The sequence below is a fragment of the Bacillus marasmi genome, from assembly GCF_902168435.1.
In the GTDB taxonomy this organism is placed as follows: domain Bacteria; phylum Bacillota; class Bacilli; order Bacillales; family Cytobacillaceae; genus Bacillus_BU; species Bacillus_BU marasmi.
On record NZ_LR656173.1, the window covers coordinates 80,194 to 101,461 of the forward strand.

General features: G+C 36.9%; 18 protein-coding genes. 12 read left to right on the top strand and 6 right to left on the bottom strand.

Annotated elements, in window-relative coordinates:
- Positions 1–40: 40 nt before the first annotated feature.
- Entirely contained in the window at positions 41–595 is a 555-nt protein-coding gene (locus FXW34_RS14230) for a biotin transporter BioY (RefSeq protein ID WP_147534668.1), read from the bottom strand.
- Positions 596–788: 193 nt separating this feature from the next.
- On the opposite strand from FXW34_RS14230, the gene FXW34_RS14235 reads away from it, so the two are divergent.
- Complete coding sequence (locus FXW34_RS14235) at positions 789–1,403, top strand: hypothetical protein (protein ID WP_147534669.1); 615 nt, start codon at positions 789–791, stop codon at positions 1,401–1,403.
- Between the two features lie 30 nt (positions 1,404–1,433).
- Here FXW34_RS14235 and FXW34_RS14240 read toward each other — a convergent pair whose 3' ends face one another.
- Positions 1,434–1,934: a flavodoxin family protein gene (locus tag FXW34_RS14240; protein WP_187118963.1), complete on the bottom strand. Its 501-nt coding sequence runs from the start codon at positions 1,932–1,934 to the stop codon at positions 1,434–1,436.
- Between the two features lie 146 nt (positions 1,935–2,080).
- Here FXW34_RS14240 and FXW34_RS14245 point away from each other — a divergent pair, with 146 nt between their 5' ends.
- The gene (locus FXW34_RS14245) at positions 2,081–3,214 is read left to right on the top strand and encodes an amidohydrolase (protein ID WP_147534671.1); all 1,134 of its coding nucleotides are present in this window, start codon (positions 2,081–2,083) and stop codon (positions 3,212–3,214) included.
- Between the two features lie 515 nt (positions 3,215–3,729).
- Here the strand turns inward: FXW34_RS14245 and FXW34_RS14250 are convergent.
- The 3 genes from FXW34_RS14250 to FXW34_RS14260 form a co-directional block, all read right to left on the bottom strand.
- A complete protein-coding gene (locus FXW34_RS14250; RefSeq protein ID WP_147534672.1) occupies positions 3,730–4,092 on the bottom strand; it encodes a GIY-YIG nuclease family protein in 363 nt (120 codons plus the stop codon).
- A 17-nt stretch (positions 4,093–4,109) separates the two neighbouring features.
- Positions 4,110–4,865 carry a DUF2087 domain-containing protein gene (locus tag FXW34_RS14255; RefSeq protein WP_147534673.1) on the bottom strand — a complete coding sequence of 252 codons (756 nt, stop codon included), beginning with the start codon at positions 4,863–4,865 and terminating at the stop codon, positions 4,110–4,112.
- A 122-nt stretch (positions 4,866–4,987) separates the two neighbouring features.
- Positions 4,988–6,223 carry a helix-turn-helix domain-containing protein gene (locus tag FXW34_RS14260; RefSeq protein ID WP_147534674.1) on the bottom strand — a complete coding sequence of 412 codons (1,236 nt, stop codon included), beginning with the start codon at positions 6,221–6,223 and terminating at the stop codon, positions 4,988–4,990.
- 247 nt (positions 6,224–6,470) lie between these two features.
- On the opposite strand from FXW34_RS14260, the gene FXW34_RS14265 reads away from it, so the two are divergent.
- From FXW34_RS14265 to fabF, 4 genes are all read left to right on the top strand, one after another.
- Complete coding sequence (locus tag FXW34_RS14265) at positions 6,471–6,842, top strand: DUF485 domain-containing protein (RefSeq protein ID WP_147534675.1); 372 nt, start codon at positions 6,471–6,473, stop codon at positions 6,840–6,842.
- Positions 6,839–8,410, top strand: coding sequence for a sodium/solute symporter (locus FXW34_RS14270; RefSeq protein WP_147534676.1), 1,572 nt, complete (start codon positions 6,839–6,841; stop codon positions 8,408–8,410). Before FXW34_RS14265 ends, FXW34_RS14270 begins: the two co-directional genes overlap by 4 nt.
- A 254-nt stretch (positions 8,411–8,664) precedes the next feature.
- The gene (locus FXW34_RS14275) at positions 8,665–9,609 is read left to right on the top strand and encodes a beta-ketoacyl-ACP synthase III (RefSeq protein ID WP_147534677.1); all 945 of its coding nucleotides are present in this window, start codon (positions 8,665–8,667) and stop codon (positions 9,607–9,609) included.
- A gap of 248 nt (positions 9,610–9,857) precedes the next feature.
- Positions 9,858–11,096 carry a beta-ketoacyl-ACP synthase II gene (gene fabF, locus FXW34_RS14280; protein WP_147534678.1) on the top strand — a complete coding sequence of 413 codons (1,239 nt, stop codon included), beginning with the start codon at positions 9,858–9,860 and terminating at the stop codon, positions 11,094–11,096.
- A gap of 240 nt (positions 11,097–11,336) precedes the next feature.
- Here fabF and FXW34_RS14285 read toward each other — a convergent pair whose 3' ends face one another.
- Positions 11,337–11,588, bottom strand: a complete 252-nt coding sequence (locus FXW34_RS14285; RefSeq protein ID WP_147534679.1) for a hypothetical protein — start codon at positions 11,586–11,588, stop codon at positions 11,337–11,339.
- 243 nt (positions 11,589–11,831) lie between these two features.
- On the opposite strand from FXW34_RS14285, the gene FXW34_RS14290 reads away from it, so the two are divergent.
- The 6 genes from FXW34_RS14290 to FXW34_RS14315 all read left to right on the top strand — a co-directional run bounded on the left by FXW34_RS14290 (position 11,832) and on the right by FXW34_RS14315 (position 21,268).
- Positions 11,832–12,023 carry a DUF2281 domain-containing protein gene (locus tag FXW34_RS14290; RefSeq protein ID WP_147534680.1) on the top strand — a complete coding sequence of 64 codons (192 nt, stop codon included), beginning with the start codon at positions 11,832–11,834 and terminating at the stop codon, positions 12,021–12,023.
- A 172-nt stretch (positions 12,024–12,195) separates the two neighbouring features.
- Positions 12,196–15,942 (top strand): LysM peptidoglycan-binding domain-containing protein, encoded by a 3,747-nt coding sequence (locus tag FXW34_RS14295; RefSeq protein ID WP_187118964.1) that lies wholly within the window; start codon positions 12,196–12,198, stop codon positions 15,940–15,942.
- A gap of 109 nt (positions 15,943–16,051) precedes the next feature.
- Complete coding sequence (locus tag FXW34_RS14300) at positions 16,052–17,674, top strand: C40 family peptidase (RefSeq protein ID WP_147534682.1); 1,623 nt, start codon at positions 16,052–16,054, stop codon at positions 17,672–17,674.
- Between the two features lie 379 nt (positions 17,675–18,053).
- Positions 18,054–18,443 (top strand): GntR family transcriptional regulator, encoded by a 390-nt coding sequence (locus FXW34_RS14305; protein WP_147534683.1) that lies wholly within the window; start codon positions 18,054–18,056, stop codon positions 18,441–18,443.
- Complete coding sequence (locus FXW34_RS14310) at positions 18,436–19,338, top strand: ABC transporter ATP-binding protein (RefSeq protein ID WP_147534684.1); 903 nt, start codon at positions 18,436–18,438, stop codon at positions 19,336–19,338. The genes FXW34_RS14305 and FXW34_RS14310 overlap by 8 nt, the downstream gene beginning before the upstream one ends.
- Positions 19,313–21,268, top strand: a complete 1,956-nt coding sequence (locus FXW34_RS14315) for a DUF6449 domain-containing protein (RefSeq protein WP_147534685.1) — start codon at positions 19,313–19,315, stop codon at positions 21,266–21,268. Before FXW34_RS14310 ends, FXW34_RS14315 begins: the two co-directional genes overlap by 26 nt.

A 21,268-nucleotide genomic window follows, 5' to 3' on the forward strand; every position in this document is an offset into this window, starting at 1 on the left:
TCTCATTGATGAAAAACAGGAGACACAAAAGTGCGTCTCCTTAGGAAGCTTTAGCAATATTTTTTTGTAGAGCAGGGTGTTTTCTTAAACGATAAACAATATACGCAGCAAGTGTTGCCTTGATTGCATCACCAGGAAGATAAACAAGTGATAACGTAATGGCTTCTAACACTGGAATATCCATCACAAATGCTTGTACAGGTATTCCGATTAAATAAATCATGAAAATACCAACCGTTAAATTTGTTAATAGAATTTTTCCAAGGTTAATAGTGCGTAATCGGGAAACAAGGTATCCAATTATAAAAGCTGTGATTGGATATGCGAATAAATATCCTGCGCTTGGTCCTACGAACACACCAATTCCACCACGTCCACCGGAAAGTAGTGGTAAACCAGCTGCGACAAGCAGTAAGAATACTGTCACACTTAAACCACCTAATCTAGCACCTAAAATTCCACCGGCAAGGAGAACACCGAGAGTTTGCAATGTAATTGGAACCGGGGTAAACGATAACATAATAGGAGGAACAAAACCTAGAGCTCCCATTATTGCGGCAAATAAAGCCACATAAGTCATTTCTTTAATTTTCATCATCCATCACCAATTTTCGTTAAAATATTTCGACTATTTTGTTCTTTTCACTCATTTTATTAGGTGAACAAGATAATGTCAACTTAATTTTTGTTTAGTTAACACAAAATCTTTAGGACATGTTAGGGGAATAACCGTTTCACATTGTTTGAATAAGAATAGGATAACTATATATTGAAAGGAGCGTTGATAAGTGGAAGATGATATGAAGTCTTCAAACCATGAAAGTATACATTCGGGCAAAGGAAAATCAAAAGTGGTAGTTAGTTCTGGAGCGATTGAAGCTACTCCGAGTACACAAATCATATCAGTCAATATGATTAATATAGATCCAGATCAACCAAGGGACGTGATTGTCGAAATGAAGAATTGGACAACTTGTCCTCCAACTGAATTAGGGAAACTAATTTTGCTATGCGGTGAACAGATTGATCCGGTGGATATCGGATATGAGGAGGAAGGAAGTATGGAGGAGTTTGATCCCACCGTTCATCCATTTGAAATGGAGGACTTCATCCCTGCGATTACAAAGCCATTATTTTTTCGAATTCCACCACAAATGCAGCTTACTGTTTTGGCAGATTTCCCTCAGCCGCAATTATTGCCATCCAATCCTTGTTATGAGATACGCGTTTATCTCACCGACCCCACTAATTTGCTGATTAGCAGCTATGGTTTAAATGATGAATTTGACCCTCAAGAAGGAAACACCGTCTTACATCATCATTTTTTCGCAACAAAGCTGTTAAACCTTCCGTTTCCAGAAAATCCAATTCGTAAAGACAAAGATGATGAACAGCATAACTGAAAATAAAAAACTGAGTGAGGTTACTCTCACTCAGTGTAAATTATGGTGGGTAACACCATGAAAATTTTCTAATAAATGTAAAATATCACGAGCCCATTGTTCTGCATGTAGAATTTCATTTGCTTTTAGTGGACCTTCCCATTTAGTTACAAGAAAGCTTTCAGGATTACATAATGTTTCAATTCCTATTTGCTGCAGCTTTTTTGTCATTTTTTTAGCAGCTGAACCAGATAGCCAAATGTGCATATTATATCTTGTGTCGAAAACAGCTGCATGTTTAATGTGGGTTGTTTTTGCTGCAAGTCGGTCTAAAAATTCCGACATTTCATGTGTTGGTTTATGGCTATGTGTTGGACTTCCGATGATTAAAAGGTCAATTTCAGGTATGTCGTCCGGTTCAATCTCATGATGGATGGATCCAGCGATGATGCGACAATCATTGCAAAGCTCCAAACCAATGCGATCAGCGATTCGTTTTGTATTACCAAAAATAGAATCATAGACAATTACCACCAAAAATTCCTTTTTCATCCATGCCCTCTCCATTCAATACCTATATACAATATCTATTAACTATAATTTATCATATATTTTAAAAGAAACTACAAAATTGGTCTTTTCACTTTTTGTATAAACTGTAAAATTAATGTAATGTATCATTGAAAGAGGGGAACAACTTGAATCCTAACTTATTGATTGATCAACATAAAGAATCGATTTTTAGTACATATAAAGACTTGCACGATTTAGCCGAGCCTAGCTGGAAGGAAAAAATGACATCTGCCTATATTGCCAAGCGTTTAGGTAATGCTGGCTTTGTTGTACAAACTTTTCCTCATCATTACGGGCTGATTGCTGAAATACCTGGTAGTAGTAAGGAAGTTGTTGCCATTCGGGCCGATCTTGATGCCTTAGTTCAAGAAGTAGACGGAGAATTAAAGGCTCACCACTCTTGTGGACATGATGCTCATTGCACCATGGTTTTACACGCAGCCCTAGCAATTGCTTCCTCTGGAATAAAGCCTAACAGGACTATACGGTTTATTTTTCAACCTGCTGAGGAAACGGGGAAGGGCGCTTTACAAATGATAGAGGACGGAGCATTAGAGGGAGTCCGTTATTTATTTGGAATACATGTGCGCCCGGATTTTGAAGTGCCCTATCAAAAAGCTGCACCGGTTATTATGCATGGTTCCGCTGCAACTATTAAAGGTACAATAAAAGGTCAACAGGCGCATGCAGCTAGACCACAGGATGGTATAAATGCTATTGAAGTAGCAGCTTTACTAATTACAAAAATGAAGCGAATTGAACTTAATACAGAAGTATCGCATTCTATTAAAATGACGCAATTAAGAGTAGAGAACGAAGCTTCCAATGTCATCCCAGAGACTGCAGATTTTACGATTGATTTAAGATCACAAACTGACGAGGTGATGGCTGAACTCGAGGAGCAGTTTAATAATATAGCCCATGCTGTTATGGTTGAGAGCGGAGCGGAAATTAATTATCAGATTGATTTCTTCGTACCTGCAGCAACTAAAGATCAAGAAGCGATTAATATTGTTAAACAGGCAATTGTAAATACGTTAAGTGAAAACAATCTCATTTCTGAGTGTATATCACATGGAGGTGAGGATTTTCATTTTTATGCGAAGCAAGCACCTGGCATTACGGCAACAATGGTCGGACTTGGCTGTGGGATGAAATATGGATTACATCACCCAAAAATGACTTTTCAAAATGACGCATTAATATATGGAACAAAAATATTAATTCATGCTATTCTCATCTCAATGAACGAAAATTAATAATAGAAAAAGAGGCTGGGACATAAGTATTTCAACTAAACAAAAAAAACGAACTATCGTGAAAAATTCAAACTTAGAATTTTTCACGATAGTTCGTTTTTTATTCCTTTTTACAATCGGCATTACCCTGAAATTACTGTTGATAACATTTATATTGATGTGTGTTATCCCGAATGTGTTTTCCCTGTGTTTGAAAATAAGAGGAAGAATTCCGCTTATTTTGGGAAATATGGGTTTTTTGCTAAGAATAAAAGGAGTTTTTCCGCTTATTTCATAAAAATCACTGGATTTTGTCTTTTTGGAAGCAGTTAAGCGGAATTTCTCCTCTTATTTCAGCTCAATTAGCCCCCCTGACATACAATAACGGGAAATTCTCCTCTTATTTATTCTCATACCTACATAGTAAACAACATTGAACTTTAATATATTCTTCAATAAAAATCATTCAGTTTTAATAGCGGAGATTTAGTTCTGTCCCAGCTTCTTTTTTTGAAAGGTTGAATGACTTGTCCTTTTTAAATTTTATTTTTTTCTCGATTATAGCCGCGTTCGCCGTATGGTTTTAATTCGTTTAACCATTTCTCCTCGAGCTTTTTCAGTTCCCGTTTTTCATCAAAGTAGGCTGATTCTTTTGGCTTTAGTACTTCTAATATTTCAAAGACAAAGGCATCCTTTCCATATTTATTCCATTCTTGCTGTAGTAATGGATGAGTATTATCAGTGCCAGATTCTAACATGAATTTTTTTCCGTTTAATGTTTTGAAGTTTCTAGTGCTATCTACATATATCTTGCCGTTTTTGATATTTTTGATTTGATAAATTCCACCTTCTATTTTTGTTTCTTTATATTGTTGTTTTAAAGCTTTTTTACGATCCATCCTGTAAGTCTCCTTATTTAATGTTTTATCCAATATTGACTGCCGTCAAGTTTACGGTCGATGAAACCGTATTCTATTAAGTAGCGTCTGATTGTTACGAAGTCTTCAAAAATAGGTTTTATGATTTCATTTAATTGTTTTTCTGAATAAAGGTAATCTCGCTTCAATCTTTTGGTGATTTCTTGAAGAATGACAAGCTTATGTTTTTCTTTTTTGGGGAAGGTCTTTAGACTTCCATCTGTCCCTTCGGGGAAAAATTTAGCTAATATTTCTTCCTTTTCTTGACTCGTTACGTTATATCGCTCATCGATCATTGTTGCCGTTTTATGTGGTGCAAGGAGGGTGGGGGCATGTTCGTCTTTTTCCTTTAACAGCTCCATCATGGTTAAAAACATTTTAGCTTGACGTTCCTTTTCTTTAAGGACAAAGCGATGATTGCGAATGGTTGAAGCGCTGCCAATTCCCATTTCCTTTTGTATTTCTGCATCATTTTTACCTTGATAAAAAAGATGTAACAGCCGATTTTGATGGTCAGTGAGTCCTGTTAGTTTTTTATTTAAACTAATTAAATAATCAAACACGGATCCGTGAACATTATATATGTGAAGCTTCATATATTTTTCAGCTTCGTATAACACGTTATCGCTCGGGTAAATGACACCTTTTTCAATTCTTTCACCGCATAACAAGCAAACATAGTATTCCTTTTCTTCATAATAGCCACGCTTTAATTCTGAAATATCAGCATTCCAAAAGATTTCAGGTTGTTCCACGAAACAAACACATCCTTAATTTGTTTATCTTATTATAAACATATTACACTAATGTTTGTTTTTTCTCAATAAAAAACCAAATAAAAAACGCACAACAAGCGTTGTGCGCTAGTCCTAGACTATTAATAAAATAATATCTCCTTTGTTGCTCTATACTCACTTGGGGTGAGTCCAACGTATTTTTTAAATGTATTGCTAAAATAATTTGGCGTATTAAAGCCTAATTCTTCGGCTATTTGCTCAAGCGTGCTATCAGAATGGCGAATTAAAGCAATCGCTCTCTGCAGTCGAACAAAGCTCACGTATTCCACATAACTTCGTCCGGTTTCTTTTTTAAACAGGCGACTAAAATATGTTGGACTAAAATTGATATGTGCAGCAACCTTTGTGCAGGTTATTTCGTCTGCGAAATGGTTTGAAATGTAATCAATGCTTTTTAATATTTGTGGTTCCTTTGCGGTTTCGTCAAAATAGCGAAGCTCTAAACGTTCATAAGGAGGGGTGCGTCTGGCCGTCTTGGCCTCAATATACGAATTGTGCAAATACTGTGGTTCATTATAAATACAACCGACACCAATAAAAAGATAAATACCATATTCTTTTTGTAATTCTTCTATTACATGTAAAACAATCTCTTCACCTTGTTTCCATAAGCGAGGTGAAGCGTATCCAGAAGGGACCCGTAGTAGCATGAGCAAATGCTTCCGATAAGGGACAAAGAAAATTTTACCTTCTAATTTTGCAAAGTGCTTTTCAAAACATTGTTGAATGACTTGTGGTGCCTGCCAGCCTCCGAGTTCTTCACGATTAGATTCCTTTACAAAGCCTTGAATAAAGCAAACTGTGTTTGGAATCATTTTTGAACTATTAAATAATCCGGAATCGATGATTTCATGTTCAGATTTTACATCACCGCGAAGAAGGCGCCGTAAAAATAATTCCTGTAAGGCTTCATGATCCTCATATTCATGATGTGGAATAACGGAATCCTGAATTTGAGTATTATTTAATAAAGATGTTTGTGTGACGATTGCCTGATTTATTTTTCGAATAAATATATTTTTTTTGATTGGCTTTGTAAAAAAATAGGGTAATTCTAGTTCCAATGTTAATGGAGCTGTATGTAACAATTGTTCATTTACAATCGGAAAAATGATAAAATTTGGATTATGTTTTATTAATCTTTTAATAAACACCCAATCCAATAGTTTACTAATTTCGACTACTAAAATTTGAAAATCTTGCAAGGGAATAGAGTTTGAAATAAGTTGTGTATTATTCTGAAATTCCTCTTTTAGCCACTTTGTTAGTTTGTCTTTTTCGTTCATATCATTGATGATTAGCTGAATGCTATCCATGTGTTTCCTCCTCCATTCAACACACAGCGATTAGATTATCCTTTATCATCATAACAAAAATATTTTAAAAATAGCAAATATTTATAATTTTATGACAATTATCTGCAAGGTATTGTCTGACAATTTACGTTAAAATCAAGACAAGCATCAGATAAGATTTGTTGCAAATTGAAGAAAAGGGGGATAGTACGGTAGGGGAAACAAACTCTTATGATGCATTTAAGTAAAAAGAGGAGGAGATGAACCAATGGCAGGAGAGTATACTGAATACGATTACGTAGAAGCAGGCAAGATTGACGTAAAAGATTTACCACCTTTAGATTCTGAGACAAATAGTATTATGAAGCAAGAGTTTAGCACTGGAATAAAACTCTCAATATTCTACTATCTATTTGTTTTCACGATTCCAGTATTGAACTGGTTCGCTCCAGATTTTATGTTTTCCCGCATGTGGGGAGGAATGAGTGTAGCTTGGTTTTTCACAGGAATTGTCGCAATGGGAATGGCATTTGTCATCGCATATGTACATACATCATTGTATGAAAAACGCTTAAAAGCAAATCAAAGCCCTCTCAACAAAGACGTTAACAAATCTAATGATGGGAGGAGCATTGTATGATCCAAACGTTACTTGAACCAAAAATGCTCATGACGATCATCCTCATGGGAACCATCGTCTTCATCACGTATTTAACTAAGCGAAATGCTAACGCATCTGATTTCTTCGTAGGTGGACGAAGCTTTGGCTGGTTTACAAACGGGTCGGCAATCGGCGGTGACTACCTAAGTGCTGCGACATTCCTAGGGATTGCAGGACTTACCTTCCAATTAGGCTATGATGGTGCTTATTACGCATTCTGTTTCTCAATTGGTTTAACACTACTAGCAATATTCGTTGCAGGACCACTTCGTCGTTTTGGTGCATACACAGTTCCGGATTTCCTTGCGTATCGTTTCCATAGTAAACGTGCAAGACTAGCAGCAGTTGTAGTAGTATTAGCTATCTCCGGTTTCTACGCAGCTCCACAATTATTAGGTGCAGCACAAATTTTAACGATGTTTTTTGGTACATCCTATGAATTTGGAATCATTTTTACTTGCGCAGTAATGATTTTTTATGTAGGTGTAGGGGGCATGAAGGGTACTACACTTAACCAAGCATTAGAATTATGGATTCGCCTTGGATGCTTTATCCTTATGGTTGCTGCTGCAATCTATGGCGGTTTACATTATCCAAAAATCCTTGCAGGTATTACCGAATTCACTGGATCAATCAAAGAAACAGCTCAATTTGCTTTAGATGGTAAAGATGTCGTACATGATGGGAATTCTTGGTCAGGCACAGGAAACTATTTCCCTAGCTTCTGGCAAACTATTTCTATGACAATTGCATTATCTTTAGGAACAATGGGCTTACCTCATATTCTATTACGTTTCTATACTAATCCAAGTGCGAAAGCAGCACGTAAATCAGCATTAATGGCTATCGGTATTGCATCTGTATTCTTCTTCTTTGCTGTATATTTAGGTGCAGTTGGTCGTTCAATTTACTTAGCAGGTACTGCAGATCCACAAGTTATTAAAGATTTAGTTCTTGGTGGAAACAACATGGTTATCCCATCTACAGCACAAGCTCTTGGTGGCGAATGGCTTCTAGGTCTTGTAATTGCTGGTGCGTTTGCCGCTATTTTCTCTAACCTTTCAGGTTTATTTATCGCAAGTTCTGGAGCATTAGCACATGACTTATATGCTAACTTCTTCCGTAAAAATCTTAGTGAAAAAGAACGTGTTGTTGCAGGTAAAGTATCAATTGTTATCCTAGGTATACTATACGGTGCATTAGGGTTAATGGTTAAAGAAGCATCGATTGGTCACTTAGTTGCACTTGCATTTACAGTTGCTGCAAGTACATTTACACCAATCTTCATTCTAGGAATTTGGTGGAGAGGCATGACTGAAAAAGGCGCGATTGCCGGTCTTATCATTGGATTAGCTGTATCAATGTATATGATCTTCCTACCTACTACATTACCTGAGTTCTTACAATTCAAGATTCCTGGTATCATTACAGTACCTGTTGGTTTCTTATCAGTTTACATCGTGTCTAAGCTTGATCGCAAAGTACCAGCAGATGTTAATAGCTTCATGAAAAAGGTTCATTCTAAAGAAGAATCTGAAGTTGCATAAAAATTTTACCCAAGTTAATTGACTAGCAAAATTTAATTTTCACGCATTTTTTGACAACGCTTACATTGTTCGACAAACGTTTTTCAATTAATACTTCCTTCTATATTTTATAGGCTGCTATTAAGTTAGCAGCCTCTTTTTATGTTCAAAACGATGGTTTTCTGTTTCTTCCTTCACATTTTTGTGCATAGCGTTTATAATGTTATATGAGATATTATGACCTAGTCTTAAAAAAGAAAAGTTAGGGTGATGTAATGAAACGAGTAGGGATTATTGGAATTGGTACATACGTTCCAGATACTATTGTTACAAATATTGATTTAGAAAGTAAAATAGATACAAATGATGAATGGATTCGTTCGAGAACTGGAATTGAAGAACGCCGGATCGCCGGTGATGATATTGATACATCTCATATGGCTATTCAAGCAGCTAAGCGAGCTCTGGAGAATTCAGGATTAGCGGCATCGGCAATCGATATGATTTTGGTTGCGACCGCGACAGCTGATCGGCCTTTTCCATCAGTAGCCTGTATGGTCCAAGAGGCAATTGGTGCAAACAATATTCCAGCTATGGATGTTAGTGCAGCATGTTCTGGATTTATATATGCAATGGCGACTGCAAAACCCTTTATTGAAACAGGAACCTATCAGAACATTTTGGTGATTGGTAGTGAAAAATTCACCAAAACCCTTGATTGGGAAGACCGGACAACGTGTGTTTTATTTGGAGATGGTGCGGGTGCAGTTATTTTAAGTGAAGTTTCCGCAGACAAAGGGATTCTTTCGGTTGATTTAGGCTCCGATGGAAGTGGTGGAGATCATTTATACATTGATGGAGAAACTGGTAAAATAAAGATGAACGGTCGTGAGGTTTATAAATTTGCCGTTCGTCAAATGCCAGAGTCAAGTTTACATGCAGTTGATAAAGCAGGGTTGAAGAAAGAGGATGTTGATTTCTTAATCCCGCATCAGGCAAATGTTCGGATTATTGATGCAGCTCGGGAACGTTTTGGTCTATCAAAAGACAAAGTGTCAACAGCAGTTATTAAACACGGTAATACCTCTGCAGCTTCTATTCCTTTAGCATTATTCGAGGAACTAGAAAAAGGCTTAATTCAGGATGGAGACGTCATCGTCCTAGTAGGGTTTGGAGGCGGCCTAACCTGGGGCTCAGTATGTATGAAATGGGGTAAATAGAAAAGCGGAAGGCGCCCGATTATCGGCGACAAGCACAAGGCGAGCCGGCCGGAAGGTTGCAGTTTACCTTTTGGACGGATTGACTTGTGACCTCGAGCCGATGGCGCCTGCAGCTAGACAAGAAAAGCGGAAGCGGCTTGTTCAGCCCCGACAAGCTTAAGACGTGGCCGATAGGTTGTAGTTTACCTTTTGGACAGTAAAACATAAGCGTAATTCTAATAAATAAAAAGATTTGGGGAGAAAAGCTAATGAAAAAAAGAGTAGTAGTCACAGGGATTGGAGCCATTACTCCACTTGGAAATGATGCTTTGACAACTTGGGAAAACATTAAAAATGGCGTTTCCGGTATTGCTCCAATCACTAAATTTAACACAGACAAATTTAATGTAAAAGTTGATGGCGAAGTTAAAAACTTTCAACCAGAGGAATTTATGGATGGCAAGGAAGCCAAAAGAATGGGACGTTATACCCAACTAGCTGTTGCTGCTAGTAAAATGGCAATTCTTGATGCTGGTGTACATATCGGTGAAAATGTTGATCCAGAGCGAGTTGGTGTTTGGATTGGTTCCGGTATTGGCGGACTTGACGAATTCGAAGTACAGCACAAGCGTTTTCTTGATAAAGGTCCTCGACGCGTTAACCCATTTATCATTCCGATGCTCATTCCGGACATGGCAGCTGGTAGGGTTTCGATTGAATTAGGTGCAAAAGCGATTAACAACTGCTCAGTTACAGCGTGTGCATCTGGAGCAAACTCGATTGGAGATGCCTTCCGAGTAATTCAAAATGGAGAAGTTGACATGATGGTTGCAGGAGGAACTGAAGCAGCTATTACTGAAATGACTTTATCTGGATTTTCAAATATGACAGCATTATCCACAAATCCAGACCCACAAACCGCGAGCAGACCATTTGATAAAAATCGTGATGGGTTTGTTATTGCTGAAGGATCAGGAATTATTATCCTAGAGGAACTAGAACACGCTCGAGCACGTGGTGCTAAAATATATGGTGAAATTGTAGGATATGGAGCGACTGGGGACGCTCACCACATTACCACTCCAGCACCTAATGGAGAAGGCGGTCAACGAGCAATGAAACTCGCTTTACAGGATGCGGGAATAACTCCAGACCGTGTGGATTATATTAATGCACATGGAACAAGTACCTACTATAACGATCTTTACGAAACAATGGCGATCAAAGAGGTTTTTGGAGAACATGCTTATAAACTATCTGTCAGCTCTACTAAATCGATGACAGGGCATCTGTTAGGTGCTGCTGGAGCAATAGAGGCAGTATTTTCATTGTTGGCAATCAAGGATAGTGTCATTCCTCCAACGATAAATTTAGAAACACCGGATGAAGAACTAGATTTAGATTATGTTCCAAATGTGGCTAAACAGCAAGAAGTTAGCATAGTATTATCTAATTCTTTAGGATTCGGTGGGCATAACGCAACATTAATCTTTAAAAAGTATGAATAAAATCAAAAAAACCCCTTCATTCAGACGGAATTCCCTCGAATGAAGGGGTTTTTTTAAATAGGCTGTATTAATGTACAATGTTGATTTTTGTCAGGTTGATTGGAACGGAAGGCACGAAGACTACTATGGGAGTATCTGGTATGGGTGACCCTACAGGCTCCCAGTTAGCCACATGAACCGCACGTGCCTGGAGCGGAAATCAACATCTTGATTTAACACAGCCTAAAATAAAAAAGCCTCTCATTGAGGCTTTGACATTGGCATTCTTTCAGTTTCTGGTAAGTAACTTTTTTTACTAAATACAAGGGGGAGTAGGATTGCTAATGCTGTAAAAATCATTGCAGCTTTAAAGGAAACGATAGACCATGTCGTAATAGCAATTGTACAAATTACAATCGCAGTGAGGAGAAGTTTGTATTTATTCAAAAATCCAGTAAATTTTTCCTGTCTTTTTCTCTTCTTAAACTCGACAAAATCAATAACATTTTTCATTTTTATCCCCTCAACAATTTAAAATATTTAGATATTTTCAACTATTATACTTTTACCAATTTTTGCGGGATTTGTCAATGGAGACTTTTTACAATATTGTGAATTGTTCTTTTGCATATTATTTACATTATTAATTAAATGTAAATATTTTCAATAATATTTGAAGGTTTTGTTAACTTTGTCATATTGGAAAATAAACGTGATATAATGTAATAAAGTCAAATAAACACAGGAGTGATTGCCATGAATGAGGCAAAAGAAAAATTATTAAAACTTATCAATGAAATTCCAGAAAGTGAAGCAGCTGATGTTTTAGACTTTGCAGAGCATTTACCAGAAATAAATTTATATAAGGAACTAACTAGCGAAGATAAAGAAATCGCCATCGAGTATTGGGACAGCGATATTTATGATGAAGTATGGAAGGATTTGTAACACTGTCCTATCAACTTAAATAATTAAACAGGACGCACAGCATTTCATGATGCTGTGCGTTTTTTATTGGATGTTAAAAATCAGTTTTTTGACTCTATATAACTGATATTTTTCATGCATGATAATCCTCGCCAAATCGAAAGATATTATTATTGAACAGCGAGGTGAGCTAATGGAAATTAGAAAATTGAAATTAATCCCTGAAGCTAATGGATATTCATTACTTGTATACATCGAACAACCTAATGCAGAATTTTCAAAGGAATTTGGCTATGATGAGCCACAATTAAAACCATCATTTCGACAAGAAATAAATCTGATGGTGCAAAATAAGTTTCCGAACGTGAAAGTTAACACCGTCAAAATCATTATGGGAACGTTATTAGTTGCTTCTATCCCTTTCGGAAATATGGATGCAAAAGCAGCCGAAACGACTCAGCAACCAAGTTCTCAAACCACAGCATCCACTATTCCTTATCTTACATATATCGTAAAAAGCGGGGATAGTTTATCCAAAATCGCTGCAGAATTTGGCATTAAAATTGACCAAATAACCCAAATAAATCAAATAAAAGGGACTACAATTTATATTGGTCAAACTTTAAAATTACCTTTTGTTTCTCATAACGTGGTAACAGGAGACACATTGTCGCAAATTGCCAAGAAATATAATTCTACTGTTGAAAGCATTAAAGTGAAAAATAAGTTAACTAGTGATGTTATTTTGATTGGTCAGCGTCTATTGGTTCCTGTACTAAATGTAACTGGAGACACTGGAACTGGCACAAATCCGTTGCCAGTACCAACACCTACACCTAGTCCACCAACTCCAGGGCAAGTAACTGAACCTGAACCAACCGTAACACCACAGCCTACAATCAAACTGACAGAATATCGAGTTGTTTCAGGTGATACGCTATCCATTATCGCTAAACGTTTCAATACAACTGTAGCCGCTATTAAGACAGAAAACCAATTGACATCAGATTTAATCCGAATTGGTCAATTACTAAAAATTCCTGGGTCTACAACAACACAAGCGCCAATTGTGGAACAAAACACACCAAGCACACCTGTTATAAGTCCAGAACCTACGCCGGTACCAATAAACGAAATTACCGAAGAAACGACGTCCTACCAGGTGGTTTCAGGAGACACATTAAGCATTATCGCAAGAAAGTTTAATACTTCATCAAAAGAGATCATGACTATCAATAACCTGAGTAGTGATCGGATATATGTTGGTCAAAAGCTTATCATTCCATTAAAAAAAGATCAGGTAGTTGAAAAAGATATTACAGCTCCTTCGGTCCCTCATGTGTATACAGAATCGATTGCTAAGGCTGATAATGCAAATTCTTTCTATGTTTCTGGGAAGACAGAGGCAAATGCAAAAGTTTATTTAACTTTTACAGATGAGGTCCAAGGTACATTTACGAAGCAAATTAAAGCAAACGAAAATGGTGAGTACAATACATCAGTTGATTTAACCTCATTACAGGATGGAAAGATTACCGTATCCACATTAGCTGAGGATGATTCTGGAAATAAGAGCGATGTAAACACAGTAAACATCAATAAGGACACGATGGCACCTACACTACCGAATATTCAAATTAACACAATTCTTAATGATGATAACGCTAATTCATTTCTTGTATCAGGTAAAACAGAAGCTAAATCAAAAGTGAATCTTACCTTTACCGATGAGGCAAATGGTACTTTAACTAAGCAAATAGTAGCCGATGAAGCAGGGAATTATAGCCTCTCATTAGATTTAACATCACTTCAAGATGGTAATATTACTATTTCTGCCCAAGCAGAGGATGCAGTTGGAAACAAAAGTAATACAAACACTTTTACTGTCAATAAGGATACAATTGCACCGGGAGGATTAGATTTTGACTTGCTCCCAACAATCACCAAAAAAACTATTGAAAATTATCTCATATCAGGAAAAAGCGAACCAAATAGTACAATTGATATTACCGTGACTAATCAGAATCAATCAACGACAGAAACAGTTACAGCAGATAGCAATGGTAATTTTGCTTATAATCCAAATGTAAGCTCCTTTAGTGATGGGGAAATCATCATCACTGCGATACCTCGTGATCAAAATGGCAATATTGGTGATCGTTATGAGGTGAAAGTAAGTAAGGATACCACTGTTCATCCTGTTACTGCAGTTGAAATAGAAAATAATGGTAAACTCAATAAGGAGAATGTGAAGACATTTGCACTCCGAGGATTAAGTGATGAGGAAGGTAGCGTTGTGACCATTACGATCACAGACGGGGAGAAAACTATCGTTGAGGAAGCACTTGTTTTTAATAACCGATTTGATAAGCCTTTAAATCTCTCGAGTTTAAAGGATGGTACATTACGTGTTACAATCACTCAAACAGATTCAGTAGGAAACGTTAGTGACAAAGTAGAGACTACAATTGAAAAGGATACATCCATCGTTGATCCTGTTATTTTTACTAGTAAAGTTGAAAAGAAAGGTACAGGCCTATTTTATCGCATAGCTGGAAAAGGCGAACCTGGATCAACCATTGAATTGATGGTATTGGGGCAAACAGGTACTCAGGAAATCAGGCAAACCATTCAAACTAAATCTGACGGAACCTTCGAATATGATCTGAATATTTCGGCTATCACTAAGCCGTTTGTGATGATTAACCAGGTAGATTCATTTGGAAATAAAACAACGAATTCAATTTTAGGTATTACAAGCTATGTAGTAGGAAGTGGAGATACATTATGGGGAATCTCAACCCGCTTCAATGTCAGTATTGATAGTATTAAGACGTTGAATAATCTGAAAACTGATATATTGAGCATTGGTCAGGAATTAAAATTACCTGCGGTTGCTGGTGTGCAATCCCCAACAATTAGTGAACAGGAATTTTTTAATATGGGCTATTTGTACTTTGGTAATTCCCAAACTTATATTGAAGGGATTAACCAGACGGCTAATACAATTAATGTTGTTTCACCTAGCTATTTTGACTTAAATACTGATGGAACCTTAAAGCTTACAGGAAATTTTGACCGTCAATTTATTGTATCATCTCAAAGTGCTGGCGTTAGAGTTGTTCCGTTTTTGAGTAATCACTGGGATCGAGCAACAGGTGAAAAAGCTTTGCAAAACCGAGAGCAGCTCTCGACACAAATAGCTGAAGCTGTTCGCATTTATAATTTAGATGGAGTTAATGTCGATATTGAGAATGTAACAGATGAATACCGAGACGAATATACAGATTTTGTTCGATTGCTCAGAGAAAAAATACCACAGCATAAAGAGGTATCAGTGGCTGTGGCAGCTAATCCAAACGGTTATGATAATGGTTGGCACGGTTCTTATGATTATGCTGGCTTAGCGAAATACTCAGATTACCTGATGATTATGGCATACGATGAAAGCTATCCAGGTAGTACGGCCGGACCAATTGCTAGCATTGGTTTTGTTGATCAATCAATTCAATATGCATTAAATAACGGGGTTGCTAAAGAACAAATCGTTGTCGGAGTAGGGCATTATGGACGTTATTGGAAGGATGGAGCGAGTTACGGTGGGGATGGTATGTCAAACAACCAAATCCAAAAAGCATTGGAATTATATAATGGCACCGTAACCTTTGATGATGCAACGAAATCTGCAAAGGCGGTTTTTACTATTAAGGTCGGAGATCCAGTATTAACCGTTAGCGGAAAGCCATTAACAGCGGGTACCTATACTGTTTGGTTTGAAAATTCGGAAGCCATTAAAGCGAAAATAGATTTAATTCATCAATATGATGTTAAAGGTCTCGGGAACTGGAGTATTGGTCAAGATAATCCACTTATTTGGAAGGATATCTCGGCATGGCTTCAATCAGATTCTACGAGAGTCTCTAATACACCAACTCCATAAAATAGAACGAACTTCGCTGTGTTGCGAGGTTCGTTTTTTTTGTTTTGTTTTTGCGGATTAATAAATATTATTTTTCAAGTTGCAAATGTTAAAACTGAGGTGATATTATATGGATTTATTTTCGAGTTATCGATTAGTTAGGGAAGAAGATGGATATACGGTAATCTTATTTTTAAATAAAAATGCTGCAGAGTTTAGTACAGAACTTCATTCTAGACAAAGCAATGACCCGGAAACACTTGAAAATTCAGTTCAGCGTTATATAAAAGAAAGATTTCCGAAAAAAATGGTGATAAAAACCGTTCAAGTAATGATTGGAACGCTATTAATTTCGACTGTAAGTATATTAGGCAATGGTCAAAATCAGACGAAAGCAGCAAGTTCCCAACAGATTTCTAACAATGCTACATACACCGTAAAAGCAGGAGATAGCCTATGGGGGATTGCTACTAAATACGGAATTACTGTCGATCATCTAAAAAGTACTAATAATTTAAATACTAATATTATTCATGTAGGGCAAATTTTAACCATCCCTGTAGTAAATTCAACACAAGAAGTACCTAGTACAGCACCGTCGGATCCTGCTCCACAGCCAACTACAACTTCCTATTCTGTTGTATCTGGAGATAGTCTTTGGGCAATTTCAAAAAAATATGGAACAACGGTTGATGCTATTCGAAGCGCCAATAATTTGACGACTGATAGATTGTTTATTGGGCAAACATTAATGATCCCGGTCGGGAATACGGCTCCCGATTCTGCGCCAACACCCGCTCCCAATCCTGCTCCTGCGCCAGTTGAGACGATTTCGTATACAGTCAAAGCGGGTGATACGCTTTCGGCCATTGCCAAGCTCCACAATACGACAGTTACGGCAATAAAGAGCAGTAACGGCCTAACAACGGATATTATTCGAGTCGGACAAGTGTTAAGTATTCCAACGGGTTCCACTGCACCTGCGCCAGCGCCGTCCCCTGTCCCAGGGCCAGCACCGGTTGTTCAAACGATTTCCTATACTGTTAAAGCTGGAGATACACTCTCAGCCATTGCCAAGCTTCACAATACGACAGTTAAGGCAATAAAGAGCAGTAACGGCTTAACCTCTGATATTATTCGAGTTGGACAAGTGTTAAGTATTCCATCAAATTCGACACCTACGCCAACACCAACGTCGGAGACGGGGACGGCTACGGTCATCCAAAAACAGTTACAGTCATTAGGTTATTATGCGGTCCCTACCATGACAGGTAATTATGATAGTTCAACGATTCAAGCGATAAAAACTTTTCAAAGTGATTATGGCTTACCTTTAACAGGGACTGGAGATTCGGCAACGGTTACAGCGCTTGAGCATGCAGTTGTGAAAAAAGGTTTAATACAAGATTCCCAAAATTTTGTCGGTGTTCCATATCTTTGGGGTGGTACAACGCCAAGTGGATTTGATTGCTCAGGATTTGTTTATTACATGTTTAATAAGCATGGAGTCCAAATGACTCGGTCAACGTCAAGTAATCTTTATAACCAAGGTACAGCGATAACAAAAAGTAAGCTTCAACCTGGTGATTTAGTCTTTTACGCAGTTAACTCACCGGGAGTCATATCCCATGTAGGCTTTTATGTTGGTGATAATAAATTTATATCGGCTACAAGTTCAAAAGGAATTCAAGTTGTATCGCTTGATAATTCATATTGGTCACAATACTATGTAGGCGCCAAGCGGGTATACTAGTTGCGAGATTTAGAATGGTTTATTTTCGACAAATTAAACAATAGTAAATTGAAACGGTCATTTAAGGTAAGTACAAATGACCGTTTTTTAAATATACCAAAAAACGGTTATATAAATCCCCGCATGTCCTTTGTTAAATTGTATCCCCTCAAACTTTCACCAAAACGGCCTCAGCACAATCATTTCAGCAAAACACCAATACATCTTAATAAAATCTTAAGAATTATAGGTCTATCTTTTCGAATAATGATAGCTTATAATCAACTGTATTAAGTAGTGTAGTACAGTTAGTACACGCAGTACAATCATACATACTGTGAAACATACATCTGAAATCAAAATTCGTATGATGCTAGAAGCATCAGGATTGGGGGGTTTTATGTTTGAGCTCGATTTGAGAAGCCGGAAACCCATTTATGAACAGCTAGTTGATAAATTAAAAGAACTGATTATGAATGAAGTCCTAAAACCAGATGAGCAGCTACCATCTGTACGGACATTGGCAACACAACTGACAATAAATCCAAATACAATTCAAAAGGCGTATCGAGAACTGGAGATTCAGGGGTTTATCTATTCGGTTAAAGGAAAGGGAAGCTTTGTGAATCCAAGCAGTAAAACGAAAAACCAAGTAAAAATCGCAGAGGTGAAAAAAGAATTGGAAAAGCTGATTTTAGAAGCTCTCTATCTCGGTGTCACGAGCGAAGAATTGGTGGAATTAATATTAAAACTCGACGCTACTAAGAAGGGGGGCGACCTAAATGATTGAATTGAACCATGTATGTAAATCATTTGATCGATACCTAGCTGTTGAACATGTGAGCTTATCGATTGCGAAAGGATCAATTTTCGGACTAATTGGCTCCAACGGTGCAGGTAAAACAACCTTAATTAAGCTGATTGCGGGAATATATAAACAAGAACAGGGCGATGTAAATATTAATGGTAAACCAGTGCTGGAAAATATTGAGTTAAAACAGAAACTAGTATACATTCCTGATCAACCTTACTTCTTGTCGCAATATAATACAAAGCAAATGGCGAGATTTTATAAAAGTATTTATCCCTCTTGGTGTGAAGAACGTTTTCAGAAATTGTCTAAATCATTTGAACTGAATATTAATAAAAAAATCCACACTTTTTCTAAAGGGTGGCAAAGGCAAATTGCATTTATTTTAGCATTGTCGATAAAACCTGACCTTATGATACTTGATGAACCTATGGATGGCCTCGATCCGATTGTGAGGAAGAAAATCAAAAATATATTAATTCAGGATGTTGCGGAACGTGAGATGACAATCGTCATTTCTTCTCACAATCTCCGAGAAATTGAAGATATTTGTGATCATATTGGGATTATTCATAAAGGGAAACTTCTTCTTAATAAGGAACTAGATGAATTAAAATCAGATGTTCATAAAGTTCAAGTAGCTTTTAAAGAAGGACATGCACCAGAGCAGCTAATCAAGGAGCTCGAGGTCGTCCACTCAGAAGCAAGGGGTAGTGTTTTACTTTATATCGTAAGAGGTAACGCAGAATGGATTGAACAACAGTTTGAAAAGACAAATCCAATCATTTTTGACATATTACCGCTTACGCTAGAAGAAATCTTTATATATGAAATGGGGGATATCGGCTATGCAATCAAAAACGTCTTGGTTTAACAAAGAACTTTTCTTGCATATATTGCGCAATGTCGGCTGGGTCTCCATCGTTTATTTTCTAGGTCTGTTAATCTCATTACCAATACGAATAATGATGACATATTCCGAGGAGAAAATAGGTCCTTTCGTTGACAATCTTTTTCAATATGATTTTCAAATCCAAGCGACGTTGTTAATTGCCACTCCAGTATTAATGGCAGTGTTCTTATTTAGGTTTTTACATGTGAAACAAGCTGCAGACTTAATACACAGTTTGCCTATGAGACGGGAAAAAATCTTTCATCATTACTGCCTTTCAGGTGCGGTTTTGCTTATCATCCCCGTTGTATTAATAGCCATTATCTTATATATCACACATGCGGTAATGGACCTTGGTTTGTATTTTAACAGTAATGATATTCTCTATTGGGCAGGGGTTACGATTTTATTCAATTTGGTTTTGATGATGTCCAGTGTGTTTGTGGCGATAATGACAGGAATTTCGGCAGTATCTGCTGTTTTATCCTATATTTTTATGGTTTTTCCAGTCGGAATGACATTGCTGATTTTTTATAACTTAAGGATGGCTTTGTACGGTTTTCCAGGGGATTATTTATTAAATAATGACCTACAAAAGTACTCACCACTTACCTTCGCTATAACGCTTGAAACGAGACCAATAAAATGGGAATATGCATTACTATTTGGTGTATTAACAATCGTTTTATATGGTTTATCCTTGGTTTTTTACAAAATAAGGAAAGTGGAAGCAGCCCAAGAAGCGATTGCATTTGCAAACTTACGTGCCATTTTTAAATACGGTGTTACCTTTTGTATGATGCTTTTCGGCGGAGTTTATTTTAGCGAAGTGCAAAATACTGGATTCGGGTGGGTTGTGTTTGGATATTCCCTTGGTGCTTTCGTTGGTTATTTTGTAGCAGAAATGGTGCTACAAAAAACTTGGCGTGTACTAGGAGGAGTAAAGGGATTTGCAATTTATGGGATGGTTATTGTTGCTGTATTCACTACCGTAAATTCACTCGGTTTTTATGAGAAAAAGCAACCTACCTTTAATGAAATAGAAAATGTATATATGAGTGGAGATCCATTTATTTTATCGGATACCACTGATGTGTATGAACATATGTTTGTTCCAGAGGCGATGAAAAGCGAGATAAACAAAAAAGAAGTTTTAAAACTGCACAAACAAATCATTGCGGACAAAGAAATTAATCAAAAACTCGAAGAAGGTCAATATGAAACAGCATTTTTCAAGTATACACTAACTGACGGTAGTACAATCGTAAGGCAGTATCGTGTAAATAGAGAATTGTATAAAGATTCTTACCGTAAAATCTATGAATCGGAAGAGTATAAACGAGCAACAAATGAAATTTTTCATATCGACATCAAAAAGATAAAAAGCATGTCGATTACGTCACCTTTCGGGAATAAGCAAAACCTCATCATTTCGGATCCTGTAGATATTCGCACAGCCATCGACGCATTAAAGGAGGACATCCTTTTAGAATCATATGATGACCAGCAATATTTTGGAGGGTATGGTTCTGGGATTGAATTGTTTATAGGGAAAGACCGATCAAGCTATTTAATGTTCAAACCAAATTATCATCAATTCTCGAATTGGCTGAAGGAAAGAGGATTACTTGAAAAGGCAACTGTTAATTCCCAGGATATTGATAAAATTGTTATGGCAAATATCAATACTGGAGATTTTATAGATGTTAATGAGGTTGCTAAATATGTAGAATCAAGCACAAAAACGATGACGATTACGAAAAAGGATCAAATTGACCTGTGCTTAAATCAAGCTGGAACAATGTCAAAACACGAATATGCAGCAATCACCTATTTCAAAAACGGTTCAACAGATATTTTATTTTTTGATAAAGCACATGTTCCAGATTTTGTGAAAGAACATTTTAATTAA

Bases quoted from the DNA above. Each gene is read 5' to 3' on its own strand.
- FXW34_RS14230 (WP_147534668.1), bottom strand. From the start codon at position 595: ATGAAAATTAAAGAAATGACTTATGTGGCTTTATTTGCCGCAATAATG.
- FXW34_RS14240 (WP_187118963.1), bottom strand. From the start codon at position 1,934: ATGAAAAAGGAATTTTTGGTGGTAATTGTCTATGATTCTATTTTTGGT.
- FXW34_RS14250 (WP_147534672.1), bottom strand. From the start codon at position 4,092: ATGGATCGTAAAAAAGCTTTAAAACAACAATATAAAGAAACAAAAATA.
- FXW34_RS14260 (WP_147534674.1), bottom strand. From the start codon at position 6,223: ATGGATAGCATTCAGCTAATCATCAATGATATGAACGAAAAAGACAAA.
- FXW34_RS14265 (WP_147534675.1), top strand. From the start codon at position 6,471: ATGGCAGGAGAGTATACTGAATACGATTACGTAGAAGCAGGCAAGATT.
- FXW34_RS14270 (WP_147534676.1), top strand. From the start codon at position 6,839: ATGATCCAAACGTTACTTGAACCAAAAATGCTCATGACGATCATCCTC.
- FXW34_RS14275 (WP_147534677.1), top strand. From the start codon at position 8,665: ATGAAACGAGTAGGGATTATTGGAATTGGTACATACGTTCCAGATACT.
- fabF (WP_147534678.1), top strand. From the start codon at position 9,858: ATGAAAAAAAGAGTAGTAGTCACAGGGATTGGAGCCATTACTCCACTT.
- FXW34_RS14285 (WP_147534679.1), bottom strand. From the start codon at position 11,588: ATGAAAAATGTTATTGATTTTGTCGAGTTTAAGAAGAGAAAAAGACAG.
- FXW34_RS14290 (WP_147534680.1), top strand. From the start codon at position 11,832: ATGAATGAGGCAAAAGAAAAATTATTAAAACTTATCAATGAAATTCCA.
- FXW34_RS14295 (WP_187118964.1), top strand. From the start codon at position 12,196: ATGGAAATTAGAAAATTGAAATTAATCCCTGAAGCTAATGGATATTCA.
- FXW34_RS14300 (WP_147534682.1), top strand. From the start codon at position 16,052: ATGGATTTATTTTCGAGTTATCGATTAGTTAGGGAAGAAGATGGATAT.
- FXW34_RS14305 (WP_147534683.1), top strand. From the start codon at position 18,054: ATGTTTGAGCTCGATTTGAGAAGCCGGAAACCCATTTATGAACAGCTA.
- FXW34_RS14310 (WP_147534684.1), top strand. From the start codon at position 18,436: ATGATTGAATTGAACCATGTATGTAAATCATTTGATCGATACCTAGCT.
- FXW34_RS14315 (WP_147534685.1), top strand. From the start codon at position 19,313: ATGCAATCAAAAACGTCTTGGTTTAACAAAGAACTTTTCTTGCATATA.